A 17,562-nucleotide genomic window follows, 5' to 3' on the forward strand; every position below is an offset into this window, starting at 1 on the left:
GCGTCACCCGCCGATCAGCACGGTCGGGCAGCCCGCGACGACCGGCGCGCCGCAGCCGGTCAGGTCGCCGACGCGGGCCGCCGGCCGCCCGCCGATCAGCACCGTCGGGCAGCCGGGCGGCACCAGCGGCGACGGCGGGTGCGGCGGTGTGCCGGGGAAGGCGCAGGCGTGCATCGTCCCCACCGTGGCGGCGGGCTGCCCGCCGATGAGCACGGTGGGCACCCCGGGGCCGCCGACCGCCCCCGGGTGGGCGGTGGGGTCACCGACGCGAGCGGCTGGTGGCACGGCGCTCTCCCTTCCTGTCTCAGTTGATCCGGACGACGCCGCCGCGGACCGTCACGGGGCCGCTCGCGGTCAGCTCCGCGCCGCCCTGGCCGGTGACCTTCACCGTCGCGCCCTCCACCGACGCGCCGGCCGTGCCGCGCACCTTCACCTGCCCCTGGCCCTCGATGCCGACGTCGCCCTTCGCGGTGACGGTGACCTTCTGCCCGGCCAGCTCCAGCGCGCCGGTGCCGGCGTCGAAGGCGATGCCCTCCTTGGCCCGGACGCTCACCTTGCCGTCGCTGACGATCTCCACCTGCCGGCCGGTCCGGTCGAGCCGCAGGGTGAACCTGCGGTCCCCGGTGGCGAGGAGGATCCCGTCCGGGCCGCTGCCCGCCTCCAACAGCTCCAGGCGGTGGCCGGTGCGCGAGACCAGGGCCCGCGCGGCGATCCGGCCGCTGCTGCCGTCCACCGGCTCGGTGTCCAGCTTCGGCGGCGCGTCCGTGCCGTTGTGCAGCCCGCCGAGGACGTACGCGGCGTCGAGGTTGCCGCCGGTGAACCCGACCAGCACCTCGTCGCCCACCTCCGGCAGCAGCACCGCCCCCCGGCCCGCGCCCGCCCCGGGCTGCACCACCCGCGCCCAGCCCGTCGTGTACTTCCCGTCCAGCCACGGCAGGGTGAGCCGGACCCGGCCCAGCTTCTTCGGGTCCTTCACGTCGCTGACCACCGCCGGGACCAGGCCGTCGCCGGCCCGCCCGGGGGCCGGCGCGGCGGCCGTCAGCCCGTACAGGGAGCGGTCGGAGCGGCCCGAGACGGTGAACGCGGTGGTGTAGCCGGCCTGCTCGCTGAAGACGTGCCGGGTGCTGGTCAGCACGTACCTGCCCTGGAAGGGCTCGCCGATGTTGGCCAGCGCCACCGCCGCGCCCGCGCGCAGCCTGGCGTTGCCCTTCGCCACCCCCTCGATCTCCGCGCAGCCGCCGCCGAGGTCGCCGGCGAGCGCCCCGGCCACCGTCCGCACCGCCGCGTCGGAGCGCAGCGTCGGGTCCGCCACCAGGTACGGCGGGCTGCCCACCTTCCGGCCCAGCTCCGCCGGGTCCACGCCGATGCCCTCCGCGCCCGGCACCGTCGGCGTCGCGGTCGCGCTGACCGCCCGCTTCGTCTCCGGGTCCCAGCCCCGGGCGGCCACCTCGGGCACCTGCGCCGTGGCGGTCACCCCGGCGCGCAGCGCGATCAGGTTCCGGTTCACCTCCAGCACCAGCGGGTCCTGGGTGGCCTTCGTGGACGGGTCCGGCGCGCCGGCCGGCGGCTCGGGCATCCGCAGGTGCAGCGCGCCGTCGAGCACCATCACCTGCGCGCCGACCAGCTCCGCGAGCCGGTGCAGGAACGCCCAGTCGCTGACGTTGTCCTGGCTGAGCTGCGCCTCCGGCTCGCCGCCGATGCCGGAGACCGGGTCGATCCGGCCCGCCTTCAGCCCGGCCCGCCGCGCCACCTGCCGCACGACGTCCGGCACGCTCATCCCCGGGTACGCGGCCACCCGCCGCCCCCGCAGCAGCCGGTGCGCCAGGTCCAGGCCCCGCACCTCGGTGAACGTGCCCGTGGCGTCCAGCTCGCACTCCACCGCCGTCACCTCGCCGGTGAGCAGCGGCGCGGGGCCGCCCGGGTCGGAGGTCTGCACGGTCAGCCGCACCGGGGCGCCGATGGCGAAGCCGCCCTTGGCCAGCACCGTGCGGCCCGGGTCCCGGTACCGCAGCACGAACCGGTCGGGCAGGTTGCGGCTGTCGTCGACCGCCGCGTACGTCAGCAGCGCGGCGATCTCCGCCGGCAGCGGGCTGCCGCCCACCTCGACCAGCAGCGCGTTGGCGAACTGCTCATTGGCCACGGGCCCTCCCGTCCGTCAACTCCTCCAGGGCGGGCACCAGCAGGGCGGTGCCGGGGCGCAGCCGCATCGGGTCGTCGATGTCGTTGGCCTCGGCGATCTCCCGCCACAGCCCCGAGCGCCCGTACGCGCGCTGGGCCACCGAGTGCAGGGTGTCCCCGGCGACGACGACGTGCACGTCCCGGGCGGCGCGCGCCCCGGACGTCGGGTTCTGGCCGGGCTGCTCGCCGGAGATCTCCTCCAGCGTCACCGTGCACAGCGCCCGCACCGGCGTGCCGCCGGGGGTGAACAGGGTGTACTTGGCGTTGACGCTGGCCACGAACGCGGGGAAGCCGACCATCCCGCCCCAGTGGAACACCACCCACGGGGGCGAGCCCTTCTTCTGCTGCCGGCTCGCGTCGGTCGGCACGCAGCAGCCGAACAGCTCCTCCACCCGCTTCACCACCGAGCTGTCCATCGTGGCGGTGGCGTCGAAGAACATCTCCAGCGTCAGCTTCGCCGGGTCCGAGCCGGTGAACTCCGGCACGCCGCTCTTCTTCGCGTTGCGCTGCGCGTCCCGCTTCCACTTGGCGGTCTTCGTCAGCGCCAGCTCCTTCGGGTTGAACTGGAACGGGATCCGGCCCAGCTTCGCCCCCGGGGCGGCGGTGCCGCCGTTGTTCGGCGGCTCGTGCAGTTGCAGGTACGCGTGGGTGAGCTGCGGCGGCGCGCCGCCGCCCGGCCCGCCGGGGCTGCCGGCGGCGGTGAAGGTGACCGGGGACGCGCCCACGAGGTCACCCCCCGGTCCGGGGGCCGAAGAAGCCGTGGTGCGCCAGCTCCAGGGTCTCCACGGCCACCTTCGGGCTGTCCGGGCTGAGCTGGGGCCCGGTCCACTTCACGGGGATGACGTCGAGCAGCCCCCACCGGGCGATCACCGTGCCCTCCAGGGTGCGCGCCTCGATGGTGGCGGTCTTGCGGGTGAGCCCGCTCGCCATCCCCGAGAACCAGCGCATCAGCTTCGTGCTGTCGGCGGTCACCGGCCGGGACAGCTTGACGTTGGAGAACTTCATCCGGGTCGGTAGCTGCCACACGTGCCCGTTGTTGCCGCCCTCCTCCCGCTGCTCCACGACGACCTCGCAGCCCAGCCCGTCGCAGCTGTTGAACGCGCCGAGATCCTGGTCGTCGATCCTGACGACGAAGGCGATCGCGACGGCGACCTCGTCTGTGGGCATTCGTCCCTCCTGGTCCCGGGCGTGTCTCCTGGTTTCGCCGGTCCGTTCAGCCCGGCCCGCCGAGCACCCCGTGCCGCTCCCGGTCGAGGCGCAGCTCGGTCTTCAACCGGCGCAGCAGCGGGTCGTACAGCTTCTTCAGCAGTTCCTCCGGCTCGACGGCCCCGCCGCCGCGCGCGCCCCCCGCCGTGCCCGGCTGCCCGGCCGATCCGCCCCCGCCGGCCGCCGGTTCCGCCGCCGGGGGCGGATCGGCCGGGGGCACGGTGGCGTCGACCGGCTCGGCCCGCTGCACCTGGGGGTACGCGGCAAGCGGCGACCCGGCGTGCTGCCCCCGGACCGGGACGTCGGGCAGCGCGCCCACCCACCGCTGCACGGGCGGCGGCCCGCCGTCGGCCTGCTCGGGCGGGCTGCCCCTCGTCGCCAGGGCGAGGGCGTCGGGCGCGGCGATCGGGGTGGCCGCCGGGGGGTGCCCGTCCACGGGGGCGACGACCGTCAGGGGGCCGACCGGCCCGGCCCCGGTGTCCCCGGTGGTGCCGTCCGTTGCCGCGCCGTTCCCGGTGGTGCCGTCCGTTGCCGTGCCGTCTCCGGTCGTGCCGTCCCCGGTCGCCGCGACGCGGGTAGCGTCGGCCGGGGCCGACGGCTCGTCGCGTTGCCAGGTCACCCGCTGCACGCGGGGCTGCTCCGGCGCGGGCGCGGGCGGCATCGCCCCGGTCAGCAGGGGAGGCGGGCGGTCACCGACCAGCCGGGCCACGACCAGCGGCGGGCCCCCGCCCGAGTCCGACGGCGCGCCGACCGGGGCCGTGGTCGACGGGGTGGCGGTCAACGGGGTGGTGGTCGACGGGGTGGCGGACGTCGCGGCGAACGGGTCGCCGCCGCCCGCGTCGACCGGTGGGAGCGCGGAGAACTGGCCGAGCAGCGGGGCCAGTTCCACCCCGGTCGGCGGCACGTAGGTCTGGACGGGCGGCGGGGTGCCCGTACCCGCGTCGGCTGGACCGCCGCGTGCCGGCGTGCCGGCCGTGGGTCCGGCGACGGGCAGCCCGGCCGGAGGTGTGGGGTCACCGGACGGGCGCGCGTCCCCGCCGGTGCTCCCCGCCCCGGGCGGCCCCGCGAGCGAGGGCCCTTCGCCGGTGGCGGAAACCTCCGCGTCGAGGCGGGAGACGGTGATCTCCCCGTCGCCCACCAGCGGGGCCGAGCGGTCGTCCGGCGGGGTGCCGGTCTCCGTCTGACTGGTCACACCGGCGGTGTCGTCCGTGCCGCCCGGTTCCCCGGGGGGCCCGTCCGCGCCGCCCCGCTGCCCGGCGGGCACCTCCGCGCCGAACCGCTCCCCGGTGGCCGGGCGGTCGTCCCCGCCCGGCGACCGCTGGATCGGGACCGTGTAGCTGCCGACGGCGGGCGACGGCGGGAGCGGTGGCGCGGCCGTGTCCCCGGCTCGGGTGCGCTGCACCGGCGGGGGAGGGGCGCCCCGGGGCGGACCCGCCGGAGACACGGGCGACACGATCGGCTCGCCCAGCCCGAGCCGGCGCGGCGGCCTCGCCGGCTCCCCGGGCGCGCGCTGCACGGGAAGATCCGGCACGGCCCTGGGCCCGCCCACCGCCGATCCCTGAGCGGCGTCACCGCCCGTCGCCGCGCCGTCCGGGACGGACGTCACCGCGTCGCCCGCGTCCGTTCCCGTGTCGGCCCCGCCCGCTCCCAGGGTGGGTGTGACGGCGGGTTCCGGGGCCGCCCACCCGGTCGGGCCGGCGTCGGTCGGATCGTCGATGGTCGCGCCGCCGATGGTCGGGTCGACGTCGGCCGGGCCGACGTCGACGGCGGGCAGGTGCAGCTCCTGCGGCGGTGGGGGCGCGGTCACCAGCCGGCTGACCGCGAGCGGCTCCACCGGCACCGGCCGCTGCGGCGGCACGGCCGACGGCCGTACCGCGAAACCGGCGGACGGCCGCTCGCTCGGCCCGGCGTCCGGCGCCCGGCCCAGCCCGGTGTCCGGCGCCCGGCTCGGCGCGGCGTCCGGTGTCCGGCCCGGCCCGGCGTCGGCGACGTGCCGTTGCAGGGGCGACGCGGTCGGCCGGGGAGCCGCCGACGGGGGCGTGGCTAGGGGCAGCGGCGCGGGCCCGCCGGCCGGATGGGCGGCCTCCGGGGCCACGGCCGCCGGGGACGGCCCGCTCACCGGCACGGCCGCGTCGTGCAGCACGCCGGCCGGCTCGCCGGCCCCGACGAGGTGCCCGAGGGGCGCGAGGTACGAGGGGTCGCGCCAGGCGGCCAGCGACCCGGTGAACGCGTCGGGCAGGTTCAGCCGGGGCTCGTCGGGGGTGACCCGCTGGATCGGCGGCAGGCCCTGCCAGGCGGGCGGCTCGCCCGGTGCCCGCGCCGGGGCGGTGGTCGCCGGGCCGCCACCCGGCGCTCCGGCGGTCGCCGCCGGCCCGCCGCCGTCCGGGGCGCGGGTCTCCGCCGTGGACCGTTGCGCGGTCCGCTGCGGTCGCCGACGCCACGGCCACATCCGGTCACCGTCCCTGGCTCATGCGGGTGTTGATGCTGGCGATCTCGCCCACGTAGCGCAGCCGCTCGCCGTGTTCGAGGTCGAGGATGTCGTCCAGCGCCCAGTGGAAGTGGTAGGCGACGTACGCGACCTCGGTGTAGATGCGGTCGGCCGCGTACGTCACGATTCCCCCAGGCGGCCACCGGCGAGGTCGACCGCGAAGCGGTGCCGGCACTCGGGGCAGACCACGCTCGCCCGGGTGTGCCCCTCGCTGTTGATCCGCCGGTACATGTCCTGGAGGAACGCCAGGTCGGAGGCGAACAGGTCCTCCACGACGCCGGGGTGCACGTCCGCCACCGTGCCGATCCGGGTGATCACGCGGCTCAGCAGCACCACCGTCAGGTACGGCGGGTTCTCCCGCACCCGGTCGTCGCGCAGCGGCACCAGCTCGTCCCGGGCGGTCGCCAGCCGCATCACCCCGTCGCGGTGCACGGTGCCCGCGTCGTCCACGTACCCGCGCGGCAGCTCGAACGGGAACTCCGTGCGCAGCGTCTCGCGGCGCGGGGCGACGGCGGGCGGCCCGGCCGGCGCGGCTTGCTCCGTCTGCCCGGGGCCGGGCGGCGGGACCAGGGAGGACGTGCGGCGCATGGGGTTACTCGACCTCCATCGCCTCGTACGTCACCACGAGCTTCTCGGTGAGCACGCTGGTGTCGCCGGCCTTGAGCGAGCTGATCTCCAGGCTCTTCGCCCACGCGTTGGTGAGCTTGTACCGCTTGATGGGGAAGCCCTCGTAGTCGAAGACGATGATCGCGCCGCCCTTGCGGGCGTCGCCCATCTTCCCGAAGCGGCAGTCCTTGATCCACCGCTCGAAGCTGTTGTCCGCCGTCAGGCCCCGGGTCAGCGTGACCTCGCCGGCCTTCGGCGCGCCGGGCGCCTTCCGTACGGTGAACTTGCCGTCGGCGGTGTTCGACTTGTACTCGATGACGTCCTGCTCCATCTTGAGGCCGGTGACCTCGGTGATCTGGCGGATGATGATGCTGTCCACCTCCAGGCCGAACGAGTGGCCGACGGCGGAGTCGAAATCGGGGAGCGGCACGACTGCCTCCTGACGCTGCGGGGACTACTCGTTGACCAGGCTGGTGCCGCCGGACATCTGCGCCAGCTGGAAGATGACGAACTCGGCGGGCTTCACCGGGGCGACGCCGATCTGGCAGACCACCTGGCCGGCGTCGATGCTCTCGGCCGGGTTGGTCTCCTGGTCGCACTTGACGAAGAACGCGTCGTCGGGGGTGAGCCCGAACAGTGCTCCGCGCCGCCACTCGTTGACCAGGAACGCGCTGATCGTGCGGCGGACGCGCGCCCAGAGCATGTGGTCGTTGGGCTCGAACACCACCCACTGGGTGCCGTTGAGGATCGACTCCTCCAGGTAGTTGAAGAGCCGCCGCACGTTCAGGTAGCGCCACGCCGGGTCGGACGACAGGGTGCGCGCCCCCCAGACGAGGATGCCCCGGCCGGGGAAGGCGCGGATGCAGTTGACGCCGAGCGGGTTGAGCAGCTCCTGCTCGGCGCGGGTCAACTGGGTCTCCAGGGCCACCGCGCCCCGGACCTGCTCGTTCGCGGGGGCCTTGTGCACGCCCCGGTTGGCGTCGCTGCGCGCCCACACGCCGGCCAGGTGGCCCGACGGCGGCATGAACCGGTTGGTGCCGGTCAGCGGGTCGAACACCTTGATCCACGGGTAGTAGAGCGCGGCGTACTTCGAGTCGTAGCCGGCCTGGTCGGTGCGCCACTCCTTCACCTGCTGCGGGGAGAGCGCCGGCGGCGGGTCCAGGATGGCCATCCGGTCGCCCATCAGCTCGCAGTGGGCGATCATCGCCGTCTGCACGGCCTTCACCGACTCCAGGTCGATCGCGCCGCGCTGGTAGGCCCCCATCAGGTCGGGCACCGCGACCATGGTCACCTCGTCGACGGCCTCCAGGCCCCCGAAGCCGGTGCGCTCCGCCGCGTCGCCCACGTACTCGTCGGCCGAGACGGTCTCCGGCGCGGAGGCCGGCCCCGGGCCGACCAGCGTCACCTCGCCGCCGCTGGGCCGGGCGAGCTGGCCCGTCGGGGCCGCCTCCTCGATCGTCACCAGCTTCGACTTCTCGCGGACCACCGTCACCACGTTGTCCTTGGTGCGCTTGGTGGTCACCGACTCGAACGTCTCGACCACCTGACCGCCGCGCTTGACCACCAGGGTGAAGCGGTCCTCGGGCGCGCCCTCCGGCGGGTCGGCGACCTCGACCGACAGGTCGTCCGGGGTGCCCTCGGGCAGGGCGCGGGCCACCACCCGGTACGTGCCGAGGATCGCCGCCGGCTCGGGGGCGGGGGGCAGGGCCTCGTCGCTGGCCCGGTCGCCGCCCACCCGCACGATGTACGCGGCCCCGCCGCCCTGCATGAAGTACCCGTACACGGCGTGGCCGAGGTAGCAGTCGGGGGCGAACTCGCCGAAGACCTGGGAGTACTGGCTCCAGTTCGTCACCAGGGTCGGGGTGTTGAACGGCCCCTGCGCGGCGAAGCCGACGAACGCGGCGACGGCCGTGCCGACGCCCTCGATCGGGCGGGAGCCGGACTCCACCTCCTCGACGTACACGCCCGGCGCCAGGTAGTTGGGCATCCCGCCTCCTCGTCCCTCGGGGGTCGAGTCGAGCGTCCCGCGCGCGGGGCGGGCTTCACACGTCCTGCGGGCCGCTTGATCGGGAACCGTTCGCTGCCCGTTCAGGCACCGGACGAAGGAAGGGCACCTTGTTAACGCTTTCGGTAGAGGAAGGGCCCCTTGCTAACGCTCGTGGGGAGCATCAGACCGCCTGCACAGCTCCAGACAGCCAGCACCGTCGGTCTTCATCCCGGCCTCAGGGGGCCCGGCTGTCCAACCACAGGGTCCGGTCCTTCCAGTTCGTGTGCAGACCGCGATCCCTGCAACGGGCGAGGACCTCGTCGACCTGCGGCAGGTCGGCCGGGAAGTCAAGTTCCCCCAGGTCCACGGCGACCATGCCCTCGAAGATGTGATCGCTCGCCGAGCGTACGGCCGGGGGCAGCTCCAGCGAGGTGGCCTCGACCCGGGGACCGTAGGCGGTGCCGGCGACGACCAGAACGTGCTCGCGGGTGCGTTCCCAGTCCTCGTCCTCGTCGGCGAACGTGGCGTCGTAGGCGTAGCTGCCATGCGGCCCCGGGGCGTGTGTGCCCGCGTCCTCGGGGTCCGCCGTTCTGTCGGCCCGGATCTCGACGGCCCAGGTGAGCACCAGCCGGTCTTCCCAGCCCTCGGCGTCGGGGAAGTCGGAGAAGTACGTCGCCCGGTATCGCTTGACCGACCAGTTGGTGACCCGGGCGTCGGGCCGCCCGAGATCGCTCAGAAATTGCGTCATGCAATCCGGGCTGCCCTCGTTGATCTGGGTCAAGCCGGTGGTGGTCGCGTAGAAGTGGCAGTGGAGCTGGCGCTGGCTCGATTCCCAGCGAGGAAGCCACAGTTTGAAGTTCAGGGGGCCGGGGTCTGCTGTGGTGGAAGTGAGGTCGAACTGTTCGGTCACGGCGGGTCTCCCGGTCCTCGGAAGTTGGGGCCGACGTCGAGCTTGAAATCCGGTCCGCTCTTGCTCCCGTTACAACTGGTGCAGATGGTCGCGTGGTTTGATATGTCGTTGTACCAATGCTCCCGTGGTGGTTGATCCGTGTTGTGCCCCTCCTCGTTCCAGTGCGTCGACACCTCTCGCTTGTGGTCGATGGCGGGCAGCCCGGTGGAGGTGGACCTGTCGGCCAGGTGGGGCGCGGTCGACACCTGATTTCCCGGGCACACGTACCAGTCCGATCCGGTGTGGGTGCCCCTCGGGTCCCAGGTGGATCTCTCGGTGGTCAGCCGGTTCCGGTGCTCCCTGAGCTGTCGGCGCTTCTCCGCCTGCGCGGCGGAGTCCCAGGCCGGGTAGAAGGTGGCGCGTATGGCCTTGCCGCTGCGGTAGGCGTCCAGCAAGCGGCCGTTCGCGGTGTAGGCGCTCTTGGTGAAGTCATGGAGGTCTTTCATCCCGTACATGTGGCCGATGATGTTCAATGCCCGGGTTATCTCCACCAGTTGAGCGTCCATCCGATCCTTCTTCGCCTGTGTCAGCCCTCTGGCGTCCGCCTTCTCCATTTCCCGCACCTGGGATCTCATGGCTCTGAGATATCTCAGCAGGTCTGCGCGCCTATCGCCGTCGCTTTCCTGCTTCAGTGCGGAGTCGATGAGGCCGCCGATCCACTCCCGGCGCTGGGAGGCCATTTCGACGCGGACTTTTCCGCCCTTGGCCTCCACGTACACCGTGTGGGGCTCGCCGGCCATGTCCGTGCCGCGTTCGAGGGACAGGTTCCCGTCGGTGCTGCCCTTGTCGTCCTTACCCTTGTCGTTCTTGCCGCCGTCCCCCCGCTTTCCGCGGATTTTGTTCCAGAGCTTGCGGCCGATCGCGGCGATCTTGTCGGCCACCCAGCCCACGGCCTTCATGACGGGCGCGGCGAGGCCCTTGAAGAACTTCTGGACCCGCTGGGCGATCCCGCCGACGCCGAGGACGGCCGCGAGCACCCCGATGAGCACCGGCACCGACCGGGCCAGGGCCTTCTCGATCAGGGCGGGCACCCCGCCCGTCCCGCCGCCCGCGATTGCGATGATCGCGTCGAGCACGGAGTTGACGAACTCGATGATCTGCGCGCCCTGGGTCACGATGAACGTGACGAAGTCGATGATCATCTTGACGGCGCGGACGAACGCCGACGCCGGGTTGAGCAGCGAGATGATCCAGGTGATGCCGGCCATGAGCACGGTCGGGATCAGGTACTCGCTGATCTTGGCGAACAGGTTGGCCTTGAGGTCGCCGACCTTGTCCTGGATCTCCTCCCACATGCCGCCGAGGCCCTGGGCCTGGACCTTCTGCACCAGCGGCACGGACTTCTCGACCGCGCCCATCGCCGGCTCGGGCACCCCGCGCTTGATGATCAGGCCCCGGATCGACGCCCAGGTCAGCCCGAGCAGGGAGCCGATCATCATGACGATGCCGCGCAGGTCGAACTTCGCCGGCAGTTCCAGCCCGGCCCCGGCCATCGCCCCGGTGAGCCAGCCGACGAGGCCCTTCTTCAGGTGCTCGCCGATGTTGCCCAGGAACTGCTTCAGGCCGGCCCCGACCGCGCTGACCAGGTTGCCGAGGAACCCGATCGGGTCCTTGATGATCGCCATGACCGCCTGCGCGGCCTTGGCCAGGACACCCATCAGCATGTCCTTGAGCTGCATGATCGTCTTGATGACCCCGGCGACGGCGTCGACGGCCTTCGCGACGAGGCCCTTGTTCTTCTCCTTCTCGGCCGCGATCTCCTCGTCGACCGACTTGAGCGCCTCGTTGTACTTCGTCGCCAGGGTCTGCACCAGCTCGGTGCCCTTGCTGTCGACCTGCTCGGTCAGCTCGTCGAACTTCCCCGAGAACTCGGCCGCCGCCTCCTTGCCGATGGCCTGGAGGTCGGCGGGCAGCTTCCTCACCTCGGCCTGCAACTGGTCCCGGCCGGTGGCGATGCGCTGCTTGGCCCGGGTCAGCTCCGCGCCGATCACGTCGGCGACGCCGGAGATGACCTGCTGCATCCGGTCGACGTAGCCCTTGCGGGCCGTGACGAAGATCTGGTTGGCCTCCTCGGGCAGCCCGGCGAACTTGTCCTTGATCCAGCGGCCCTTGCCGACGATGCCCGAGTACCGCTTGTCCTTGTACTCGTCCATCCGCCGCTTGTGCTCGGCGGTGAACGCGTCCCGCGCCGCCTTCTCCCCGGCGGTGAACTTCTCGTCGACCTTCTTGTCCAGCCCCGACAGGATGTCCTCGACGTCGGACTTCGTGGCGTCGAAGACCTTCTGCAGAACGGCGGTGACCTTTTCCCGCTTGACCTCGTCCTCCGACTTGGCCTTCTCCTTGCCCGCCCCGACCTGCGCGCCGGCCTGCCTGCGGTCGCCGGCCAGGGCGGTCATCGCCGTCGCCCCGGCCGCCCCGGCGGCGGCCTTCGCCCCGGTGAGGGTCTGCGCCTCGGCCGCGCGCACCTGACCGGGGGCGGTGGCCGCGTGCTGCTCGGCGGCGGTCTTCTCCTTCAGCGCCCCGGTGAACTCCGGCTCGTTCGACCTGGCGAGCTGCTCCTCGGTGACCTGCGCCTCGGCCATCTGCTGGTCGACCTGCTTCGGCCCCCCGGAGAAATCCGTCGCCGCGGCGGGGGCCCTGTCCGGTACGGCCTTCGCCGGATCCGGCGTGCCGGGGGTGGCCGGCGGCTTCTCCGCCACGAGAGGCGTGACCTGCTTGTCGACGGCCTTCGACGTGTCGGGCGGGGCCTTGGTGGTGGTCTCGATCGCCTTCGCCGACGACTTCTTGCCGTCGGTGACCTGGCCCTGCACCTGACCCTTGACCGCGTCGGCCTTGCCCGAGTCGCCGAACTTGTCGGCCTCGTCGAGGTTCTTCGGCGCCTGCGCCGCGATCGCCTCGTTCACCGCCCGCACGAAGGCGGCCTTGTCGAATTCGCCCGGCTTCGCGGCGTTCATCTTCTCCGCGTTCGCCGCCTTGCCCTGGGCCTCCCTGTCGTCCTGCGGCGGCTTCGCCGCGCCCTGCGCCCGTGCCGCCTCCGCCGAGGCCGGCGGGTGCGCCGACATGGCCTGCTGCTTGCCGCGCACGTCGGCCTTCAGCGCCGCGAACTTCGGGTCGGCCTGGGGCCCGGGGCGATGCACCGGGCCCGCGTCGGCCGCGAGCCGCTGCACCGGCGCGGCCTCCACCGGCCCGACGGCGGAGGCGGGCGCGGCGCCCGAGGTCGCCGGGGCGGCGGGGGAGCGCCGGGCGGGCACCGACCCGGTCGGGCCACGCCCGGAGCCGCCGGCACCCGGGCGCTTCGCCGCGGCGGTACGCGTCGACGCCGCCCACCGCTGAGCCACCAACCCCGCAACCGCCCGGTTCCCCGCGCCCGCCTGCAACCGCTGCACCGCCGCCCGGCTCAGCGGACGGGCGGCCGGCTCGCGTACCGCCGGGGTGGGCTCGGGGTTGGTGACCGCGCGGGGCGGCGGGGCGGGAGCGCGGCGGGCGTCGCCCCGCTCCTCGGCCGGTGCCTTCACCTCACACCTCCCGGTCGGGGCGGCCCACCTGTGGCCCAACGAGTGGACGCCGCGCGGGTCGCGGCGGAGAAGGGCGCTACTCGGCGGGCTCCTCTTCCTCCTCGGGTGCCTCCTGCCGCTGCACGTACGTCTGCGCCGACTCGTCCTCCTCGGGCAGCTCCTCGCGCTGCACCGTCGGGCGGTCGTGCCCGTCGTGCTCGACGGCCCGCTGCACGGGCGCGGCCGGGGCCGGGGTGGCAGCCGCCGGGGCTGTCATCAGCCGGTCGGCGTTCGCCACGGCCTCGCGCTCGAAGCGGTCGGAGGGGTCGCTGACCCTCACCCCGCCGCCGTGGTCGGTGCCGTCGACCGGGCCGCTGCGCTGCTGCACGACGTGGGTCAGCTCGTGGGCCAGCATGTGCTGCCCGGCCGCCGACGTCGGGTCGTAGCTGTCGCGCTGGAAGACGATCTCGGAGCCGACCGTGTACGCCTGCGCGTTGACCGACCTCGCCGACTCGTGCGCCGCGCCGTCGGTGTGCACCCGGACGTCGCCGAAGTCCTGGCCGCCGAAGCGGGCCTCCATGTCGGCCCGCACGTCGGGGGCGAGCGGCGTCCCGCCGCCGGAGCCGACCACGTCGTGTACGGGGGAGCGCTCCGGCTCGACCAGCTCGCCGACGGCCCGGTTGCCGACCGCCCGTTGCAGGCCGAGCAGCCCGGACGCGCCGAGGACGTCGGTGCGGCCGGCGCTGGCGGCGGCGTACGTCAGGTGGTCGGTGTCGCGCTCGGCGGCGGACGGCCGGTCGCCCGCCGGGCGCGCCGCCGCGTCGGAGTCGAACTCGCGATGTCCGCGCATGTCGGGCCTCCTCACCGGGTCGCCCGGCGCGCCGACGCCCGGGTCTCCCGGTAGACCGTCCCGCGCCCCGCCGCCGTCGTACAGGGGGGGCCGGGCCAGCCGTGCGGGCAGCCTGAGCTGCCCGTACGGGCAGCGCGGGGCGCACCGGCGGCGCGTGCGGCCCGCGCGGCGGACGCCGGTCACCACCGTCGGTCCCGATTCGGTCGCGGGGCCCGCCGGGCCTTGCCGCGCGCGCATACCATCGGCAGTCCGGGCGACTGTCTGGAGTGGACGGGAGGCCCCCGATGCCCCTACGTCGATCAGCCCCCCGCGCCTCGTCGCGGCGACCCCGCCCGCGCGCCGGGGATTCCGGCCGCCGGTCGTGGTGGCGCGGGTGGGGCCTCAAGGCGGCCCTCGCCTCGGCGGTCCTGCCGCTGCTCATCACCGCCGTCTGGGCGAAGGGCGCCGGCATCGTGCAGGGGCTGGTCGGTCCCGCCCCGAGCGTCTCCGGTTCCGTGGCGCCGGGGCCGTCCGCCGACGGCCCCGGTCCCGGCCCCGGGCCGTCGGGCGACCCGTCGCCCGCCGTGTCGTCGCCGGGCGACCCGCCCTCGGACGGCCCGCCGCCCTCTCCCGACCCGACCCGGCAGCCGCCCCCGACCGGCCTGCCCACGGCCGACCCGACCCCGACGCGGAAGCCGCCACCGCCACCACCCCCGCCGACCGAGCCGGCGAACCTCTCCGGGGAGGTGCGGCGCAGCGGGACGCTGGTCATGGCCGACTACACCGCCTACGACCTGGACTCGATGGCGGCGAACTGGAGCCCGACGAAGGACGACTGGGGCCCCAACCGCGACGTCGGCTACGCCTCCTGGTGGCCCGACGCCAACAACGACGCGGTGATCAGCCGCAACGACCCGAGGTACGCGGCGGCGCTGTCGGGCGGCGGCCCGTGGCAGCGCGCCGACTGCGTCCGCGCCCGGTACGGCGAGCCGTCCGCCCGCCCCGTCGGGGACCGGCTGCTGGAGGGGCGGGGGATCTGCGTGGTCACCTCGACGGGTCGGTACGCGCTGCTGGTGGTGAGCCGGGCGGTTCAGGGGCAGCTCACGGTCCGGGTCACCGTCTGGGAGTGAGCGCGCCCGGTCAGACGGCCAGCCCCAGGTACGGGCCGAACTCGCTCTCCAGGGTGAGCCGGCCGAGCTTGCGGTACTCCCGCCCGACCGCGCCGATCAGCTCCGCCATCCCCACCGGTCGGCCCGCCCCGGCGGCCAGGTAACCGGCGGTCACCGCCGCCGAGCGGATGTGCCCGCCGGCCAGCTCGAACGCCCCGGCGAGGAAGCCCAGGTCCACGTCGGGCGCGCGGGGCACCCGGTCGCCGAGGCAGCGGTCCCACAGCGCCCGCCGGGCCGCCTCGTCGGGCACCGGGAAGTCCACCACCACGTCGAGGCGGCGGGTGAACGCCTCGTCGAGGTTGGCCCGCAGGTTCGTCGCGAGGACCGCCAGCCCGTCGAACGTCTCCATCCGTTGCAGCAGGTACGCGGACTCGATGTTGGCGTAGCGGTCGTGGGCGTCGCGTACCTCGGAACGCTTGCCGAAGATCGCGTCCGCCTCGTCGAAGAGGAGCACCCCGTTCACCCCGGCGGCCTCGCCGAAGATGCGCTCCAGGTTCTTCTCGGTCTCGCCGACGTACTTGTCCACCACCGTGGCCAGGTTGACCGTGTACAGGTCCAGCCCGAGGCTGCCGGCCACCACCTCGGCGGACATGGTCTTGCCGGTGCCCGAGTCCCCGGCGAACAGGGCGGTCACCCCGTGCCCGCGCCCGCCGCCGGGGCGCATCCGCCACTCGCGCAGCACCCGGTCGCGGTGCCGGGCCCGTCCCGCCAGCTCGTGCAGCAGCGACAGCGTCGCCGGGGGCAGCACCAGGTCGTCCCAGCCGACCTCGGGGACGATCCGCCGGGCCAGCCGCTCCAGCCCGGCCGCGTTCTGGGTACGCGCGCCCGCCCGCAGGTGCGCCGCGCCGACCTGCTCCCCGGCGGCGGCGGCGAGCTGCGCGGCCACCGAGGCGGCCCGGCGGATCGCCGGCGCGCCGAGCACGAACTGGGCGGTGGCGGCGGCCGGGTCGAGCCCGCCGGCGAGCGGGCCGGGCAGGGCGGTCCGCCACACCTCGGCCCGCTCGGCGGCGCTCAGCGGCTCGACGTCCACCTGAACCGGGGTCAGCGCCGTCCACGCCGGGTCCCACGGCTGCGACCCGTACGCCAGCACCGGCGCCTTCCCGGCCGTGAGCCGGGACCACACCGCCCACGGCTCGTCGCCGCGCACCGGCCCGACCACCAGGCCCGCCCCGGTGAGCAGGGCCTCCCGGACCAGCACGGTGGCCAGCTCCGCCGCCTGCGGGTCGGCCGCGAGCCGGGGCAGGTCCACGGCGAGCGCGCCGCGCCCGGCGTGATCGAGGGCGGCCACCGCGAGGGCGGGGCCGCTGCCGCCGGCCTTCTCCCGCAGGTACGCCAGCCGCGCCCCGGACCGGCCGAGCCGCTGCGCGCCCGGTGGGGGCGGCCCGGCCGCGTCGACCGGCTCGGCGAGCCCGACCAGGGACGGCTCGGGAGCGTCCGCGCCGAGCAGCCAGCCGCCCACCCGGTCGGGCACCCACAGCCCCCGGGACAGCACCGGCCGGTCGGGGGAGTCCACGCGCAGCAGGGCCAGGTCGACCAGCGGCGCACCGGCGGCGAGCCGGAGCCGGGCCGGAGCGGCGGCCTCGGGCAGCCCGGACAGCCGCAGCGCCAGCCCGATCGACGGGCGGCGGCGCGTCACGTCGTCGTTGAGGTAGCCGTAGAACAGCTCGAACCGGCTGTCCACGTCGGGGGCGAGGGCCACCAGCAGCAGCGCCTCGTCCAGCGGGGTCAGCCCCGCCGCGCGGGCCAGCGCCGCCAGCCGGTCCGGGCCCTCGGCGTGCCCGGGGAGCGGTGACGCCCCCGGCCCGGCCGACGCCCTTGCCGAGGCGTCGGCCGGGCCGCCCGGCCACGGGGCGAAGGGCCCCCGGCCGGCGGCGAGGGCGGCGTCGACCGCCTCGTCGGAGAGGTACAGCCCCCGGAACGGGTCGTCGGGCTGCGGGTCGGCCTCGCGGCGGGCCGCCACTGCGGCGCGGACCGCCAGCTCGACCCGCTGGAGGCGGCGCAGCAGCGCCGCTGACCCCTCGGCCACGGCTCAGCCCTCCGCGCGGGCCGGCCGGTGCCGGACCCGGTCGGCGGCGGCGTCGCCGGTGCGGTCGCCCACCTCGGCGAGCACGCCCTCGCGGGCCGGCGGGCCGGCCTCCATCACGGGACCGCCGTCCACCGGCGCGCTGACCACCACGTCGAGCGAGGGCTTCAGCTCCCCGCCGAGCGCGGTCCACACGTCGGCGAACGCGCGGTCCTCCGGCGGCGGCAGCGCCACCGTCATCGGCACCGGCATCCCGATCGCCGCCACCGAGCCGGTCAGCAGGTCCCGGGGCAGCGCGTCGAGGCGCAGGAAGCACAGCAGCAGCGACGACAGCAGCCGGTGCTCGTCCTCGGGGCGCTGCGTCCAGGCGGTCACCAGGTAGGACAGCTTGACGTAGCGGGGCGGGGCGACGCGGCGGGCGACCTGGCCGCGCTCGTCGTACTCGTTGAGCAGCGCCCGGGACCGGCGGCGCAGGTCCTCACGGATGTCGTAGAGGTAGACGTTGACGGTGGGGGCGTTGCGCCGGGCCGCCCACTCCTTCGTCGGCGCCTCCAGGACGATGTCCACCCCGGAGCCGGGCAGCGCCCGGTCGCGGACGAGCCGGCGCAGCGCGTCGTCGACCTCGTGGATCAC

At 74.9% G+C, this 17,562-nt stretch carries 15 protein-coding genes; 1 reads left to right on the forward strand and 14 read right to left on the reverse strand.

Annotated elements, in window-relative coordinates:
• Nucleotides 1-3: 3 nt before the first annotated feature.
• The 12 genes from LPU43_RS00230 to LPU43_RS00285 form a co-directional block, all read right to left on the reverse strand.
• The gene (locus LPU43_RS00230) at nt 4-285 is read right to left on the reverse strand and encodes a PAAR domain-containing protein (protein ID WP_229397602.1); all 282 of its coding nucleotides are present in this window, start codon (nt 283-285) and stop codon (nt 4-6) included.
• A 19-nt stretch (nt 286-304) separates the two neighbouring features.
• Complete coding sequence (locus LPU43_RS00235) at nt 305-2,140, reverse strand: VgrG-related protein (protein ID WP_229397604.1); 1,836 nt, start codon at nt 2,138-2,140, stop codon at nt 305-307.
• Nucleotides 2,130-2,903, reverse strand: coding sequence for a CIS tube protein (locus tag LPU43_RS00240; protein WP_229397606.1), 774 nt, complete (start codon nt 2,901-2,903; stop codon nt 2,130-2,132). The genes LPU43_RS00235 and LPU43_RS00240 overlap by 11 nt, the downstream gene beginning before the upstream one ends.
• Before the next feature lie 4 nt (nt 2,904-2,907).
• Nucleotides 2,908-3,345, reverse strand: coding sequence for a phage tail protein (locus LPU43_RS00245; protein WP_229397608.1), 438 nt, complete (start codon nt 3,343-3,345; stop codon nt 2,908-2,910).
• A gap of 46 nt (nt 3,346-3,391) precedes the next feature.
• Nucleotides 3,392-5,833, reverse strand: a complete 2,442-nt coding sequence (locus LPU43_RS00250) for a hypothetical protein (RefSeq protein WP_229397610.1) — start codon at nt 5,831-5,833, stop codon at nt 3,392-3,394.
• Between the two features lie 4 nt (nt 5,834-5,837).
• Nucleotides 5,838-5,996 (reverse strand): DUF6760 family protein, encoded by a 159-nt coding sequence (locus LPU43_RS00255; protein ID WP_229397612.1) that lies wholly within the window; start codon nt 5,994-5,996, stop codon nt 5,838-5,840.
• On the reverse strand, nt 5,993-6,460 hold the full coding sequence (locus LPU43_RS00260; RefSeq protein WP_229397614.1) for a hypothetical protein: 468 nt from the start codon (nt 6,458-6,460) through the stop codon (nt 5,993-5,995). Before LPU43_RS00260 ends, LPU43_RS00255 begins: the two co-directional genes overlap by 4 nt.
• Before the next feature lie 4 nt (nt 6,461-6,464).
• A complete protein-coding gene (locus LPU43_RS00265; protein ID WP_229397616.1) occupies nt 6,465-6,908 on the reverse strand; it encodes a phage tail protein in 444 nt (147 codons plus the stop codon).
• Between the two features lie 24 nt (nt 6,909-6,932).
• A complete protein-coding gene (locus LPU43_RS00270; RefSeq protein ID WP_229397618.1) occupies nt 6,933-8,465 on the reverse strand; it encodes a phage tail sheath family protein in 1,533 nt (510 codons plus the stop codon).
• A 235-nt stretch (nt 8,466-8,700) separates the two neighbouring features.
• Nucleotides 8,701-9,375, reverse strand: coding sequence for a hypothetical protein (locus LPU43_RS00275; protein ID WP_229397621.1), 675 nt, complete (start codon nt 9,373-9,375; stop codon nt 8,701-8,703).
• Nucleotides 9,372-12,929, reverse strand: a complete 3,558-nt coding sequence (locus tag LPU43_RS00280; protein WP_229397623.1) for a hypothetical protein — start codon at nt 12,927-12,929, stop codon at nt 9,372-9,374. Before LPU43_RS00280 ends, LPU43_RS00275 begins: the two co-directional genes overlap by 4 nt.
• 76 nt (nt 12,930-13,005) lie before the next feature.
• A complete protein-coding gene (locus LPU43_RS00285) occupies nt 13,006-13,758 on the reverse strand; it encodes an eCIS core domain-containing protein (RefSeq protein ID WP_229397625.1) in 753 nt (250 codons plus the stop codon).
• A 284-nt stretch (nt 13,759-14,042) separates the two neighbouring features.
• Here LPU43_RS00285 and LPU43_RS00290 point away from each other — a divergent pair, with 284 nt between their 5' ends.
• Nucleotides 14,043-14,867 (forward strand): hypothetical protein, encoded by an 825-nt coding sequence (locus tag LPU43_RS00290; RefSeq protein WP_229397628.1) that lies wholly within the window; start codon nt 14,043-14,045, stop codon nt 14,865-14,867.
• A 10-nt stretch (nt 14,868-14,877) separates the two neighbouring features.
• Here LPU43_RS00290 and LPU43_RS00295 read toward each other — a convergent pair whose 3' ends face one another.
• A complete protein-coding gene (locus LPU43_RS00295) occupies nt 14,878-16,932 on the reverse strand; it encodes an ATP-binding protein (RefSeq protein ID WP_229397630.1) in 2,055 nt (684 codons plus the stop codon).
• A 3-nt stretch (nt 16,933-16,935) separates the two neighbouring features.
• Nucleotides 16,936-17,562, reverse strand: coding sequence for a Pvc16 family protein (locus LPU43_RS00300; protein WP_229397632.1), 627 nt, complete (start codon nt 17,560-17,562; stop codon nt 16,936-16,938).

It is taken from the genome of Micromonospora okii (genome assembly GCF_020884795.1).
Taxonomy (GTDB): Bacteria; Actinomycetota; Actinomycetes; order Mycobacteriales; family Micromonosporaceae; genus Micromonospora; species Micromonospora okii.

Excerpts from the sequence above, each read along its gene's own strand:
- LPU43_RS00290 (WP_229397628.1), top strand. The coding sequence starts at position 14,043 with ATGCCCCTACGTCGATCAGCCCCCCGCGCCTCGTCGCGGCGACCCCGC.
- LPU43_RS00260 (WP_229397614.1), bottom strand. The coding sequence starts at position 6,460 with ATGCGCCGCACGTCCTCCCTGGTCCCGCCGCCCGGCCCCGGGCAGACG.
- LPU43_RS00270 (WP_229397618.1), bottom strand. The coding sequence starts at position 8,465 with ATGCCCAACTACCTGGCGCCGGGCGTGTACGTCGAGGAGGTGGAGTCC.
- LPU43_RS00245 (WP_229397608.1), bottom strand. The coding sequence starts at position 3,345 with ATGCCCACAGACGAGGTCGCCGTCGCGATCGCCTTCGTCGTCAGGATC.
- LPU43_RS00285 (WP_229397625.1), bottom strand. The coding sequence starts at position 13,758 with ATGCGCGGACATCGCGAGTTCGACTCCGACGCGGCGGCGCGCCCGGCG.
- LPU43_RS00250 (WP_229397610.1), bottom strand. The coding sequence starts at position 5,833 with ATGTGGCCGTGGCGTCGGCGACCGCAGCGGACCGCGCAACGGTCCACG.